The following is a 14325-nucleotide window of genomic DNA, read 5'->3' as shown; positions in this document are numbered from 1 at the left end:
CGATTCAAAAATGGAGTGTCCTTCGAGCGCCCAACTCGTGTTTGAAGGGACGCAACGGCGCTCCAGCCGGTCCACCGCGACGTTCTCCTCCGCTCGGTGCCTGCCGGCGGATGCTAGCCAAGGCCGGAGCTTTGCGCAAGAACGCGCTACCGCGCGCGGCTCGCAGCGACCGCCAAATTGACAGCCGACACGCTCTCGGCCATCCTTAAGGCACGCCGCCTTGCGGCTTGTGCGTGAGTAACCAGCATGGCCAGTTCCGTCGCCAGTCAGAAATCCAAGCGCGCCGCGGTGCGGAACGCGCTCGACCGCCACAAGGTGTACATCACCGCGCAGCGTTTTTCGGCCGGCAGCTACAGCGCGCGGGTGCTGGTCAACGGCGAGGCCTATTGGGTCGACGAATTCCGGCTCAGCCAGCTGCAGCAGGGCCTGTCGCCGGCCGAGCTCGAATTGACGCCGGCCACCGACGATTGAGCGGCATGACGCCGACCTGCCGCATGCTGACAAAATGATTCAAGACATGCGCATCAAGCCGTTGTTTTTGCGCAAGAGCATGTGGCCGTGACCGCCCCGCCAAAGCTCAAGGCCTATCGCGCCAAGCGCGAGTTCACGAGGACGCCGGAACCCGCCGGCGGGCTGGTTGCCGGGGAAGGCAACCGCTTCGTCGTTCACAAGCACCACGCCACCGCCGACCACTACGACCTTCGCCTGCAGGTCGGCGACGTGCTGAAGAGCTGGGCGGTGCCGCGCGGCCCGTCGCTCAACCCCGCCGACAAACGGCTGGCGGTCGAGACCGAGGACCATCCGCTCGAGTATATCGACTTCGAAGGTGTCATTCCCGAAGGCGAATATGGCGGCGGGCCGATGATCGTCTGGGACACCGGCGTCTGGGCGCCGATGGACGATGTCGAGAAGAGCCTGCGCACCGGTTCCTTCAAGTTCCGCCTCGCCGGCGAAAAGCTGAATGGCGGCTGGATGCTGACGCGGCTGAAACCGAAGCCCGGCGAGGATGCGGGCAAGAAGAACTGGCTGCTGTTCAAGGAGCGCGATCTCGCCGCCGACGCCAAGCTCGACATCCTGGAAGCCCGGCCGGAAAGCGTCAAATCCGGACGCCGCATCGAGGAACTGGCGGCAACGCCGAAGCCGGCCGCCAAGCCTGCCAGGCCGGTGGTGCTGAAGCCAGGTGCTTTGCCGGGCGCCGTCAAGGCGCCGCTGCCCACCCGCATCGAGCCGCAACTGGCGACGCAGGTTTCGAAACCGCCGGGCGGCGATGACCCAGCGGCCCGAACGGGCGAAGTCTGGCTGCACGAGATCAAATTCGATGGCTACCGCACCATGGCGCATCTCGCTAACGGCGCAGTCAGGCTGATCACCCGCGCCGGCCTCGACTGGACGAAGCGCTATGGCGACCTGCCGCTTGCCTTCGCCAGGCTGCCGTGCCGCGAGGCGATCATCGACGGCGAGGTCGTCGCGCTCGACGCCAAGGGCATCAGCCGCTTTGCCCTTTTGCAGAATGCGCTGGCCGAAGGCGCCGGCAACAAACTCCACTTCTACGCCTTCGATCTTCTGTATCTCGACGGCTGGGACCTGAGACAAGCGCCGCTCCGCCGGCGCAAGGCGCTGCTTTCTCAATTGCTGTCCGGTCTCGGCGCCAATTCGGCCATCCAGCTCAGCGATCATGTCGAAGGAGACGGCCAGGCACTTTATGACCAGGCGTCCGAGATGGGGCTCGAGGGTGTCGTCTCCAAGCGCGCCACGGCAATCTACCAGAGCGGCCGTACCAAGACCTGGACCAAGACCAAGGCGCTTCAGACCGGCGACTTCGTCATCGCCGGCTACACAGTCTCCGATGCGGCCGAGGGGCTGGCCGCACTCGGCCTCGGCGAATTCGAGGACGGCGAGCTGCACTATCGCGGCAAGGTCGGCACCGGCTTCGATGCGGGAACCGCCGGCGAATTGCTGGCCAGGCTGGAGCCGCTAAGGGCGGGTGCATCCGCGCCAGAAGGCGTTCCGCGCGAAATCATGCGCGAGATGAAATGGGTGCGGCCGCTGCTTTCGGCGCATATCCACTACGCCAACCGGACCACCGACAATGCGCTGCGCCATGCCGTGTTCCGCGGCCTGCGCGACGTCGGCCTGTCGACGCCGGTTTCGGCCAAGCGCAAGCGGCTGATCGCCGAGGCCGACCTCGCCACCATCTGGGTGACCAACCCGACGCGGCGGCTGTTCGGCAAGACCGGCCCGACCAAGCTCGACATTGCCGTCTATTATGCGCTGGTCGGCGATTTCATGCTGCCGCACATTCTCGGCCGGCCGGTGTCGCTGGTGCGCTGCCCGACCGGCAGGCCGCAGGACTGTTTCTTCCAGCGCCACGCCTTCACCGGCATGCCGTCATCCGTGGCGACTTTCGAAGCGACCAATTCGGAGGGCGAGACCAAATCCTATCTCTCGGTGGAAGACGCCAAGGGCTATCTGGCCCTGGCGCAGTTCGGTGTCGTCGAGTTCCACACCTGGGGCACCCATCGCACGCGGCTCGACAAGCCGGACCTGGTCGTTTTCGACCTCGACCCGGGCGAGGGGATCGCCTGGCGCGAGGTGGTTGAGGCGGCGGTGCACATTAAGGGCGAGCTGGAAGCGCTAGGGCTGGTGCCGTTCGCCAAGACGTCCGGCGGCCACGGCATCCACATATCAGTACCGGTGACGCAAAAGCAGAACTGGAAGAAATTGCACCAGGCGACCAGCGCCATCTCGACGCATCTTGCCGCCACCGCGCCCGACACTTTCACCACCACCATGGGCAAGGATAACCGCAAGCGGCGCATCTTCATCGATTATCACCGCAATGCGCGCGGCCACACCTCGGCGGCTCCCTATTCGCTGCGCGCCCGCACCAATTTGCCGGCCTCGACACCGGTGAGCTGGAGCGACCTGGCGACCATCGATGCCCCGCAGGATCTGAATTATTCGTCACTGCCGGGCCTGCTGGCGACGTCAGGCGACCCTTGGGCCGACATGGAAGATTTCGCCCGGGATTTGCCGGTGATGGGCACTGCGAGATAGTCCCGCGGGCGCGGCCCCAGACTCCATCGACGCTCCGGAAAATTTGAATTATTCTTCGCCACGGACCTCTTACCTGCAGGGGCTCCGGCGGAGGAAGATTTCGCTAGGGATTTGCCGGTATTGTAAGGGCAATGTAGGATTTCGGCAGCCGCATTCGTCCTCCGGACGAATGAACGCTGCGAACAGTTCGACAGCACAAGGCCGCGTAGGAGTATTTCATGGCGCCCAGGGCAAGTTGGAAAGGTTACCTCAAGCTCAGTCTGGTCAGCTGTCCGGTCCGGCTCTATCCGGCGACGAGCGCGAGTGAACGCATCAGCTTCAACCAGCTGCACAAGAAGACGCACAACCGCATCAACATGAAGCCGGTCGACCCCGAGCTCGGGCTGGTCGAGCGTTCGGACCTGGTCAAGGGCTACGAATACGAGGACAAGCAGTACATCATCATCGAGGACTCCGATCTCGATGCGGTGCGCATCGAATCCAACCATACGATGAACATCGAGGCTTTTGTCGACGAGCATTCGGTCGACGTCATCTATCAGGACGCGCCCTATTACCTGGCGCCGGACGGCGCAATGGCCGAGGAGACCTTTGCCGTGTTGCGCGAAGCGATGCGCAAATCCGGCAAGCTGGCGATCGCCCGCCTGGTGCTGTCCAGCCGCGAGCGCGTGGTGACGATCGGCGCGCGCGAGAACGGCATGTTCGTCTGCACCTTGAGGAATCCGAACGAAGTGCGTGGCACGGCTGAGTATTTCGGCAATATCCCGGCCGGAAACCCCGATCCCGAAATGCTGCAATTGGCCGAGGCGCTGATCAAGCAGAAGGAAACCACCTTCGATCCGAAGAATTACGAGGACCGCTACGAGATCGCGCTGATGGCGATGATCCGCGAGAAGCTGAAGGGCCATAAGCCGATCATCGCGGCGGCCCCGGAGCGCGGCAATGTCATCAATCTCATGGATGCGCTGAAGGCGAGCCTGTCGCAATCGGCCAAGCCGCCGGCCAAGTCGAAGAGCAAGGCCGATGAAACGGCCAAGCCCGCGGCGAAATCCGCCAAGGCCGGCGCTGGCGCGGCCAAGGAAAACCCGCTCAAGGCGAACCTTCTCAAAGCCGTCGGCAAGAGCAAGGCGTGACGGCTCTCGCCGGCACGGTCTTCGGCATCGTCGGCGCGCTGGCGGCCTTTCCGCTCAGGCTGGCGGCGCGCGAGGTCGAGCGCCAGCACGGCCAGTTGCGGCGCGGCGTCACTCGGCGCACCACACATGTCGTGTTGGGCCGCAAGTTGCTCGCCAAAGCCGGCGATGGCGAGATCGAGCGTCGCGCTGCTGCGGAGCGCGCGGCCGGGCGCAAGCTGGTCAGCGAGAACGGCTTCCTGCGCCTGCTCGGCCTGATGAAAGCGCCGGAGGCTTCGGCGCTGTCGCGGCAGTCGCTGATCGACCAGTCGCGGCTGACCGGCGAGGATCTCGACCTTTTGTCGCTGTTCGATGCCTTCGAGCATGATTGCGAACCGTATTCCTTTCGCGACCTGATCCTCGCCCGCAAATATGCCGGGCTGGTTGCCGGCGGCGCCTCGTGGGGGGCGATTGCGCGCTCGGTGCACCGCTCGGGCCCGGTCGCCTCGCTCACCGCCAAGTCGCTCGCCGTCGGCTCGCAGCACGGGCGGGCCGATGCGATCTATCTCGAAGGCGGCCAGAGCGAACTCGACGGCCAGCTGCTGTTCGATCTGGGAACGCAGGATGACGACACGCTGGAAGAGCTGTTCGCCGATGCCGAGGCGGCGGAAGGGGCTGAAGAGCACGAGCAGGCGGCGGCGCTCTACCAGCGCTGCCTGGCCATCGACCCAAGCGATGCCATCGCCGCCTTCAACCGCGCCAACTGCCTGCGCGCCGCCGGCCACGCGGCCGAGGCGGCGCACGACTATGCCCGCGCCATAAAGCTCGATCCCGGCTTCGTCGAGGCCTGGTTCAATCTCGCCGGGCTGATGAGCGAAGAGGGGCGGGTAGCCTCGGCGCGCCGCCATTTGCTGAAGGCGATCGCACTCGATCCCAATTATGCCGACGCGGTGTTCAACCTTGCGAGGCTGGAGTTCGACGCCGGTAGTTTGGCTGAGGCGCGGCGTCGCTGGGTGCGCTACCTCGAACTCGATCCCAACTCCGAATGGGCGCGCACGGCCGCGCGGGGCATCCAGTTTGTCGATTTGCAGCTGGCGCGGATGTCGGCAGGGTGAGGTAGTAGCGCCTCCTTCTCCCCTGGTGGGAGAAGGTGGATCGGCGCGCAGCGCCGAGACGGTTGAGGGGTGTTGGAAGAAATGAGGCGTCGGCATTCCCTGGAACACCCCTCATCCGACCGAGCTTCGCTCGGCCACCTTCTCCCACAAGGGGAGAAGGGGTCACCAGCGTTGGAGTCCCCATGACAACCTTCCTCTTCGATGGCCCCGACACCGCCCCAATCACCATCCTGCTCGCCCATGGCGCAGGCGCTCCTATGGACTCGGCCTCGATGACCGCCACGGCAAAAGCGCTAGCCGCAGCCGGCTTCCGCGTCGCGCGCTTCGAATTCCACTACATGGCGGCTCGCCGCTACGGCCACCGCAAGCCGCCGCCGCGCGCCGAGACGGTTAACCCGGAATACGTCAAGGCGATCGCCGACCTCCGGGCGAAGGGCGTGAAGGGTCCGCTGATCATCGGCGGCAAGTCGATGGGCGGACGCGTCGCTTCGATGATCGCCGACGAGATGTTTTCGAAGGGCGAGATTTCAGGGCTGCTTTGTCTCGGCTATCCCTTCCATCCGCCTGACAAACCGACGCAGCTTCGGACAAAACACCTGGCCGATCTCAAGACGCCGACATTGATCTTCCAGGGCACGCGCGACGAGTTCGGGACCAAAGACGAGGTCGCGACCTATGCTCTGTCCGACGCAATCGAGATCTTCTGGCTGGAAGACGGCGACCATGATCTGAAGCCGCGCAAAAACATCTCCGGCTTCTCCACCGCCGATCATCTGAAGACGCTCGCTGATGCGGTGAAGGCGTGGACCGAACGCATCGTGCGCTGAAGCAGGCCGATGAAGATCGCCACCTTCAACGTCAACAACATCAACAGCCGGCTGCCGAACCTGCTCGCATGGCTGGCCGCCGCCAAACCCGACATCGCCTGCCTGCAGGAGCTCAAGGCGAGACAGACGCAGTTTCCGCGCACTGCGCTGGCGGCGGCCGGCTACGGCGCGGTTTGGGTCGGGCAGCCGACCTGGAACGGCGTCGCCATCCTTTCGCGTGGCGCAGAACCCGTTCTGACCCGCGAGGCGCTGCCCGGCGACGATAGCGATCAGCAGGCGCGCTACATCGAAGCTGCGGTCAACGGCATCGTCGTCGCCTGCCTCTACGCGCCGAACGGCAATCCGCAGCCCGGCCCGAAATTCCAGTACAAGCTCAACTGGCACGAAAGGCTGGAGGCGCATGCGGCGCAGTTGCTCGACACCGGCCTGCCGGTGGTGCTGGCCGGCGACTACAACATCGTGCCCGAGCCGCGCGACATTTACCCGACCCGCTCCTATGACGACAACGCGCTGGTCCAGCCGGAAAGCCGCGCATCGTTCCAGCGGCTGCTCGACCAGGGCTGGCTTGACGCGCTGCGCAAGAAGCACCCGAACGAGACGCTCTACACATTCTGGGACTATCGCCGCAACCGCTGGCCGCGCGATGCCGGCCTGCGCCTCGACCATATCTTGCTCAGCACGAAGCTGTCGCGCCGGCTGGTAGCGGCGGGCATCGACCGCGACGTGCGCGGCGAGACCGGCGCCAGCGATCATGCGCCGGTCTGGGTGGAGTTGAAGTGAGGCACGGAGGCTGGCGCCGCCTTTCCGGGCGGCAACCAGTCAAGTTGGCCGCGCCGCTTCGCGGGCGAACGCCTCGATCAGAGGGGCGTATCCCTCGAGGTCGGGCTGCGTAGCGAAACTGTGGCTAGCGGCGGTCGAAGCCCAGGGCAGCTTTTCCGAAGTGAAGACTTCGACGAAAGGCACGTACCATTGGTGCTGGTCCAGCATGGTCGCACGAATGTTGACGAAAAAGTCCAGGCCATGCGGGCGCGTGAACATCCAGTTCTTGCAATGCGGGCAATAGAGCTGGCGATGCGGGCCGTGCAGGCCGCCGACCACCGGCTCGCCCTGGGTGACGGCGAAACCGTCGCTGGGCACGGCGATGGTCAGGGAATACGCGCTGGCGCTCAGCTTCTGGCAGCCGGTGCAGTGACACGCCATCGTCAGCAAGGGCGGGGCGCTGATGCGAAAGCGTATTCCGGCGCACAGGCAACCGCCGTCCCAAGGTAGCTTCCAATCGTCCATTGCTGGCCTCGAGCGAGATCCTCGGCGAGCGATCTAGCGCACCACCGGCCTCCCGGCAACGCCGCGATGCCTGCGGCAGCTGGCGCCGACGGGCACCATGTCATCACCGGCAGCGGCGATTACACGATCAAGCTGTGGGATCTGGACAGCGGCCGCGAGGTCCGCCGTTTCGACGGCCATGAAGGCACCGTGTACGCCCTGGCGCTCTCAGCCGACGGCGAGCGGCTGCTCTCAGGCTCGCTCGACGGCACGGCGCGGCTGTGGGACATGGAGACCGGCAACCAGCTCGCCATGTTCGACAGCCAGTCCGGCCCGATCTATGCGGTTGCCTTTGCCGCGGGCGGCACGGTGCTGACCGGCGGCTACGACCGCAGCATCAGGGACTGGCCGGCTGGCGGCGCCGATAGGATGGTGCTTTTCGCCGGGGCGCCGGATTGATTGCGGGATATCCAATTTCGTCGCCGGGGCTTGGACACCCCACTGTTGCGCTGGGCAATCGCATTTGGATTCTTGCGAAGATGGACCCCCACCCTAACCCTCCCCACAAGGGGGAGGGAATGCTGCCGCGCGCCCTTACTTCCCCTTTGGCGCCGAAAGGCAGGCAATTTGCCGAGGTCAGTGCCAACGGAAGTCTCCCTCCCCCTTGTGGGGAGGGGTTAGGGGTGGGGGTCCATCGTAGAGCGAAAGCCTCGGCTTTCCACCTGCGATAGCCCTGCCCCACGAGGGGGAGATCAGCAGCTCCAGCGTCGGCTTCGGCGCGTATACTTGACCCGCCTACCACCCACGCTATGCTCGCGTCCATGTCAGAGACCAGCCCCGCGGCCGCTGCGCCGCTCATCGTGATTGACCTTCAGATCGGCATGTTCGACGGTGTTGCCGAACCGCCGATCCATGATGCCGACGGCATCGTTGCCCGCACCCGCGCGCTGATCGAATGGGCACGGCGCAGCGGGCGCAAAGTCGCCTTCATCAGGCATGACGGGCCGCAGGGCGATCCTCTGGCGCCGGGTGAGCCGGGCTGGCCGGTGTGGCCGGCGCTCGGCCAGGCCGAGGACGAGCCGACTTTCGCCAAGCGTGTCGGCGATGCGTTCAGCAATGCCGCCCTTGCAGAATGGGTGGCCGGGCAGGGCGCCGGCGAGGTCGTTCTGATCGGCGCGCAGACCGATTTCTGCGTGGCGGCCACGGTGAAGGGCGCCTTTGCAGCGGGCCTGGGCGTCACCGTGGTTTCCGACGCCCACAGCACGCTCGACGCGGCCAGCGAGACCGCCGCGGAGATCATCGCCCGGCACAATGCGGCATTTGCCGCCGCCGGGGTCAAAATGGCGACGACGAAGGCGCTTACCGATAGCTGATCCGCCGGCTCATCCCTACGCCGTCAAAGCCTGATCCAGCCGGGAAGCAACTGGCGGGTTCAGACAATTTGGCGCGGGGCGCCTCACTACTGCGGGCTTCCGCCGGCGCGGTCTATCGCGTATTGGCGCAGGAACTCTCCTTTGGCCTTCCCCGGAAAACCATGATTCGTCTCGAAAGCATCAGCAAGCAGAACGGCAGGCAGATCGTCTTCATCGAAGCCTCCGCTGCGTTGCAGAAGGGCGAGAAGGTCGGGCTGGTCGGGCCTAACGGCGCGGGCAAGACGACGCTGTTTCGCATGATCAACGGCGAGGAGCAGCCCGACGAAGGCCAGGTCTCGGTCGATCGCGGCGTCACCATCGGCTATTTCAGCCAGGATGTCGGCGACATGGAAGGCCGCAGTGCGGTGGCCGAAGTGATGGACGGCGCCGGACCGGTCAGCGAAGTGGCGGCCGAGATGCGCGAGCTCGAGCACGCCATGGGCGACCCTGACCAGGCCGACCAGATGGACGAGATCATCGCCCGCTACGGCGAGGCGCAGCACCGCTTCGAGGAGCTCGACGGCTACGCGCTGGATGGCCGGGCGCGCGAGGTGCTGGACGGCCTCGGCTTCAGCCAGGAGATGATGGACGGCGACGTCGGCAAGCTGTCCGGCGGCTGGAAAATGCGCGTGGCACTGGCCAGGATCCTTTTGATGCGGCCCGACGCCATGCTGCTCGACGAGCCGAGCAACCATCTCGACCTGGAAAGCCTGATCTGGCTGGAGCAGTTCCTGAAGAACTATGACGGCGCGCTGCTGATGACCTCGCACGACCGCGAGTTCATGAACCGCATCGTCAACAAGGTGGTCGAGATCGACGGCGGTTCGCTGACCGCTTACTCCGGCAACTACGAATTCTACCAGCAGCAGCGGGCGATTGCCGACAGGCAGCAGCAGGCGCAGTTCGAGCGCCAGCAGGCGATGCTGGCCAAGGAGATCGCCTTCATCGAGCGCTTCAAGGCGCGTGCCTCGCATGCCGCCCAGGTACAGAGCCGGGTGAAGAAGCTGGACAAGATCGACCGGGTCGAGCCGCCCAAGCGCCGCCAGAAGGTATCGTTCGACTTCCAGCCGGCGCCGCGCTGCGGCGAGGACGTGGTGACGCTGAAGAACGTGCACAAGGGCTATGGCAGCCGCTCGATCTACGAGGGATTGGATTTTCAGGTGCGCCGCCGCGAGCGCTGGTGCATCATGGGCGTCAACGGCGCCGGCAAGTCGACGCTGCTGAAGCTGGTCGCTGGCGCTTCCGAGCCGGACAATGGCACGGTGGCGCGCGGGCCCAGCGTCAAGATGGGCTATTTCGCCCAGCACGCCATGGAAGTGCTGGAGGGCGAGCGCACCGTGTTCCAGACGCTGGAAGATGCGTTTCCGCAGGCCGGCCAAGCGCCGCTCAGGGCGCTGGCCGGCTGCTTCGGCTTTTCCGGCGACGAGATCGAGAAGAAATGCCGCGTGCTGTCGGGCGGCGAGAAGGCGCGGCTGGTGATGGCGCTGATGCTGTTCGATCCGCCCAATTTGCTGGTGCTGGACGAACCGACCAACCACCTCGACATCGCCACCAAGGAGATGCTGATCACGGCACTGTCGCAGTACGAGGGAACCATGCTGTTCGTCTCGCACGACCGCCATTTCCTGGCGGCGCTGTCGAACCGGGTGCTGGAACTGACGCCCGAGGGCATCCACACCTATGGCGGCGGCTATACCGAATATGTCGAGCGCACAGGGCAGGAGGCGCCGGGGTTGCGGAGCTGAGGCCGGCTCTGCCGCTCACGGTCACGTAGACGCTCGATGCCGGAGGCCAAGCACGAGATGCTCAGCCATGTATCGCAATTTCGCGCAGCGGATCGCCGCCGTCGATGAACAGCCGGCCTTGCGCGGTCAACGCCGCCTTGAGCCGTCGCAGGGCAATTTTTCCTGCTTCGGGATGACGCCCGTCCAGCGCGCCGACGCGCACGGCAACGGCAATGTCGAAGTGCTTCTCATCGGCCTCCAACTCGAAGTCCTCGATGGCGATCTGGCGAAGGCTCAGCCGGCCTGCTGCAATCTCGGCGCGCGAGGCGGCCCCGGCCTGCGCGATGGCCTTGGCCGAGCGGTCGATCGCCAGCACGTGCCCGCCGCCGATCCGGCGCGCGATCTCGCGCGCTGCAGCACCCGGTCCGCAGCCGATCTCCAGCACTCGCATGCCCTGCCGCAAAGGCAGCGCATTGACGATCTCCAAAAGCCTTGGCGACAAGTCGTTCGCCATACGCTGTTCTCCAGCTTTTTCACAATCCGAGATTAGCGACCGCGGCCGGCGACGGGAAGGCCGAGAGACGCGGGCATCGCCGATGTGTTCAGCTGGCATGTTCAGCTGGGTGCTGCTTGAGCAGGGGGCATGATCGACATCGAAGAGGCCGACGATCCGGTCTCGACCGCGGGCGACCGGGCGGGCCCGAGCGGCCCGGCGTCGTTGACCTGAGGGGTAGGGAGGGAACTGGCGCCGAGCCTAACCGGTTGGGGGGTAGATCACCGGCCGTTTATGTGTATACGCTCAAGCTAATATAAGAGCAAGCTAATGTTTTGCGTCAGCGATGTTGGACGATTGTTCTGATCATGGCCGGTTGTGGCTTCCTGCCGCGCCCTCCAATCCGGCCAAACACCGCTTATTGCCTTCAAGTCCTGGCTTCAATGCTGTACCCCGGCCCGAAATTCAAGGAGCCTGCGATGACCTCACATCCCGACATCCCCGACGCCAGCATGGCGGTCGATGCGGCCGGCGTGGCAGCCGATGACCGGCGCGCTCGCGAGGCGGATGCCGCATGGCGGGACGATGTTCGCGAGGGCGTGCGGCAGGTAGGCGATCTGGATTCGCTGCCGCTGTCGCCAGCCGAGCGGGCGGCGGCCAAAGCCGCGGCCACGCGCCACAAGGTTCGCATTCCCAAGGCCTATCTCGACCTGATCGACTGGAACGACCCCGCCGATCCGATACGGCTTCAGGTCATCCCGTCGCCCGCCGAACTGGCAGAGCAGGAGGGCGAACTCGACGATCCGATCGCCGACCACGCCTTCAGTCCCGTGCCTAGATTGACGCATCGACATGCCGACCGGGTTCTGTTGTTCCCGACCTATCAATGCGCGGTCTATTGCCGGTTCTGCTTTCGCAAGGAGCAGCTGACCTCGATCGGCCGGGGTTTTTCGCGCGAGGCGCTGGAGCCGGCCTTCGCCTATATCGCGGCCCATCCGGAAATCCGCGAGGTGATCCTGACCGGCGGCGACCCGCTGTCGCTGCCGGACAGGGCGCTGGCGGAAATCCGCGCCCGTGTCGAGGCGATCCAGCATGTGCGGCTGTTGCGCATCCACACTCGCGTACCCGTCGCGCTGCCGTCGCGCGTCACCGGCGGGTTGATTCAAGCCTTGCAGGGCCGGCTGATGGTCACTGTCGTCACCCATTTCAACCACCCACGCGAAATCACGGAGGCGACCGAGCGGGCCTGCCGCACGTTGCGGCAGGGCGGCTTCGTGCTGCTGAACCAGAGCGTTCTGCTGAAAGGCGTGAACGATACGGTCGAGGTGCTGGAAGAACTGTGCCGCGAGCTGATGTATCGCCTTGGCGTCAAACCCTACTACCTGCACCACGGCGATCTCGTGCGCGGCATGGCGCACCGGCGCACCACGATCGCCGAGGGCCAGGCGCTGGTCAGCGCCTTGCGTGCGCGCCTGTCGGGCATCTGCAATCCCGTCTACGTGCTGGACCTGCCGGACGGCGGAGGGAAAGTCCCGCTCGGCCCGTCCTATCTCGAGGCGCGCGAAGGGGAGACGTGGCGAATACGTGGGCTTGATGGGGCGGTGAGGGCGTATAGGGAGGTTGCTGGGGAGTAGGGGACGCGCAGCCGCTGTCCAAGCCAGCCCACCTTGGTGACCTGACATGCAGCCCTTGATCACGGAAGCATGCGTTAACTGCTGTTCTATTTGGTGCTTGCGCAATTGCTGAAATAGTGAAAACGTTGGTCCGGGGTAATGGGTTAGGGGAGTTCGTCCCGGCTGTAGCGAGTTTCGGGGCGGCGCAGAAAAGTCATGAACTTTCCACAGTTCCTGGTGGGGCTGACCACCACATCGTCCATCGTGGCGATCTCGACTTACCTTGCGACGGGTTCAATCTGGAAGACGCTGGCCTGGACGATCTTGACCTTGATCGTCATGCAGGTTGGATATTTCCTGTTCGTCGTCCGGTTGATCTACGGATCCGGGGCGAAAGGCGCGGCGGCAAAGCCGCGGCGTCTGAGGGCTGTGCCGCCGAACCGTCGAGGTCGCGTTCAGCTTATGTAGTAATGTCCCATATAGATATCATGGTCTAGACAGGACATGTTCGGTTCTGGGAATGTGCATTGGACGTTCCGCTAGTTTAGTCAACTAATATATATCGCCCAACTCATATCGTCGTTTTTGGGCTAGCGGGAAAACCTGCCTGCTGCTTGTACGACGGTGCCTAAGGCCACATTTTACAACCGGTTGGCAAGCTCCCTTTTGTTGATGCCAGCTTAAATCCGGCTGGTGTTTTCGATGGGCCGTTGAGGCCATAAAGCCGTTCAACCGGGCGGCATCGAGATGCATTTCGGCCGGTCGAGAGGGTTGTGGTGATCGACGGAACGCCAAACGTGATCTTGCTGATCGGTAGCGCCCCCGATGTGGTGCGCTCCGCCGCCTGGCCCAAGCAGGCCTTCGGCAAGATCGTCGCCATCAACAACGCCTGGCGCGTGCGCCCCGACTGGGATTTCCTCGTCCATGCCGGCGATTTCCCGGCGGAGCGGATGCCGCAAGGCGGTCCCCTGCAGCAGGCGCAGATCTTCAGCGCCTCGCATTACGTGCCGGCGCAAAACAGCTTTGGCGGCTTCGTCTATGCTGGCGGCACCATGTCGATGACGGCGGCCTACTGGACGATCCACAGTCAGAAGCCGGACGTGCTGGCATTCCTTGGCTGCGACATGATCTACGACCAGCCCGGCAACACGCATTTTTACGGCGTCGGCCGCGCCGATCCGCTGCGCAACGACGTCACCCTGCGCAACCTCGAGGCGAAGTCGGCCCGCCTGCTCATCCATGCGCTTCGGCGCGGCTGCCTGTGCGTCAACCTATCCGACCTGCCGCGCAGCCGGCTGGTCTTCCCGCGGCTGACGCTCGATGAACTCGGCGCGCTTTCTTCCTCGCGAATATCGGAAATGAAGGCGCAGATGCTTGCCGGCCTGCGGCTCGATCAGGCGGAGGAGGCCGACAGGATCGAGAAGGAACTCGGCTATTTCTTCGAGGACGGCATGTACTGGAAGCACCTCGAAAAGCTCGACGAGAAATTCCTGGCCAACATCGACCGGCTGTGGATGGCGGCGGTGAAGGCGAGCTTGAGCAGTCGGCCGAAGCTGCCGATCTCCCCCCTTGTGGCAGGGCAATCGCATTTGGATTCTTGCGAAGATGGACCCCCACCCTAACCCTGCCCACAAGGGGGAGGGAACGCTGCCGCGCGCCCTCACTTCCCCTTTTGGCGCCGAAAGGCAGGCAATTTGCCGAGGTCAGCGCCA

The 14325-nt window shown here is 64.7% G+C and carries 14 protein-coding genes; 12 read left to right on the top strand and 2 right to left on the bottom strand.

Features of this window, described 5'->3' with window-relative positions:
- Positions 1-246: 246 nt before the first annotated feature.
- The 6 genes from NKH41_RS22030 to NKH41_RS22005 all read left to right on the top strand — a co-directional run bounded on the left by NKH41_RS22030 (position 247) and on the right by NKH41_RS22005 (position 6888).
- Positions 247-471: a hypothetical protein gene (locus NKH41_RS22030; RefSeq protein WP_352472112.1), complete on the top strand. Its 225-nt coding sequence runs from the start codon at positions 247-249 to the stop codon at positions 469-471.
- Positions 472-558: 87 nt separating this feature from the next.
- Positions 559-3057: a DNA ligase D gene (ligD, locus tag NKH41_RS22025; RefSeq protein ID WP_352501210.1), complete on the top strand. Its 2499-nt coding sequence runs from the start codon at positions 559-561 to the stop codon at positions 3055-3057.
- A gap of 218 nt (positions 3058-3275) precedes the next feature.
- The gene (gene ku / locus NKH41_RS22020) at positions 3276-4190 is read left to right on the top strand and encodes a non-homologous end joining protein Ku (RefSeq protein ID WP_352501209.1); all 915 of its coding nucleotides are present in this window, start codon (positions 3276-3278) and stop codon (positions 4188-4190) included.
- Positions 4187-5281 (top strand): tetratricopeptide repeat protein, encoded by a 1095-nt coding sequence (locus NKH41_RS22015; protein WP_352770603.1) that lies wholly within the window; start codon positions 4187-4189, stop codon positions 5279-5281. Before ku ends, NKH41_RS22015 begins: the two co-directional genes overlap by 4 nt.
- A gap of 182 nt (positions 5282-5463) precedes the next feature.
- Positions 5464-6108 carry an alpha/beta hydrolase family protein gene (locus NKH41_RS22010; protein ID WP_352770606.1) on the top strand — a complete coding sequence of 215 codons (645 nt, stop codon included), beginning with the start codon at positions 5464-5466 and terminating at the stop codon, positions 6106-6108.
- Between the two features lie 9 nt (positions 6109-6117).
- Positions 6118-6888, top strand: coding sequence for an exodeoxyribonuclease III (locus NKH41_RS22005; protein ID WP_352770608.1), 771 nt, complete (start codon positions 6118-6120; stop codon positions 6886-6888).
- A gap of 39 nt (positions 6889-6927) precedes the next feature.
- On the opposite strand, the gene NKH41_RS22000 is transcribed toward NKH41_RS22005, so the two are convergent.
- Entirely contained in the window at positions 6928-7392 is a 465-nt protein-coding gene (locus tag NKH41_RS22000) for a GFA family protein (RefSeq protein WP_352770611.1), read from the bottom strand.
- Between the two features lie 66 nt (positions 7393-7458).
- On the opposite strand from NKH41_RS22000, the gene NKH41_RS21995 reads away from it, so the two are divergent.
- The 3 genes from NKH41_RS21995 to NKH41_RS21985 all read left to right on the top strand — a co-directional run bounded on the left by NKH41_RS21995 (position 7459) and on the right by NKH41_RS21985 (position 10528).
- On the top strand, positions 7459-7830 hold the full coding sequence (locus NKH41_RS21995; protein WP_352472104.1) for a WD40 repeat domain-containing protein: 372 nt from the start codon (positions 7459-7461) through the stop codon (positions 7828-7830).
- A gap of 362 nt (positions 7831-8192) precedes the next feature.
- Positions 8193-8744 (top strand): isochorismatase family protein, encoded by a 552-nt coding sequence (locus NKH41_RS21990; protein WP_352770614.1) that lies wholly within the window; start codon positions 8193-8195, stop codon positions 8742-8744.
- A 161-nt stretch (positions 8745-8905) separates the two neighbouring features.
- The gene (locus NKH41_RS21985; RefSeq protein WP_352472101.1) at positions 8906-10528 is read left to right on the top strand and encodes an ABC-F family ATP-binding cassette domain-containing protein; all 1623 of its coding nucleotides are present in this window, start codon (positions 8906-8908) and stop codon (positions 10526-10528) included.
- Positions 10529-10589: 61 nt separating this feature from the next.
- On the opposite strand, the gene NKH41_RS21980 is transcribed toward NKH41_RS21985, so the two are convergent.
- The gene (locus tag NKH41_RS21980; RefSeq protein WP_023675692.1) at positions 10590-11021 is read right to left on the bottom strand and encodes an SAM-dependent methyltransferase; all 432 of its coding nucleotides are present in this window, start codon (positions 11019-11021) and stop codon (positions 10590-10592) included.
- A gap of 491 nt (positions 11022-11512) precedes the next feature.
- Here NKH41_RS21980 and NKH41_RS21975 point away from each other — a divergent pair, with 491 nt between their 5' ends.
- The 3 genes from NKH41_RS21975 (at position 11513) to NKH41_RS21965 (ending at position 14235) form a co-directional block, all read left to right on the top strand.
- A complete protein-coding gene (locus NKH41_RS21975; RefSeq protein ID WP_502895695.1) occupies positions 11513-12634 on the top strand; it encodes a KamA family radical SAM protein in 1122 nt (373 codons plus the stop codon).
- Positions 12635-12829: 195 nt separating this feature from the next.
- A complete protein-coding gene (locus NKH41_RS21970; RefSeq protein ID WP_352453696.1) occupies positions 12830-13081 on the top strand; it encodes an exopolysaccharide production repressor protein in 252 nt (83 codons plus the stop codon).
- A gap of 329 nt (positions 13082-13410) precedes the next feature.
- Positions 13411-14235: a hypothetical protein gene (locus NKH41_RS21965; RefSeq protein ID WP_352770620.1), complete on the top strand. Its 825-nt coding sequence runs from the start codon at positions 13411-13413 to the stop codon at positions 14233-14235.
- Positions 14236-14325 lie beyond the last annotated feature (90 nt).

This window comes from Mesorhizobium sp. M1169, assembly GCF_040318345.1.
GTDB lineage: Bacteria > Pseudomonadota > Alphaproteobacteria > Rhizobiales > Rhizobiaceae > Mesorhizobium.
Note: the sequence above shows the minus strand (reverse complement) of the source record. Positions and strands in the feature narration are given on the sequence as shown.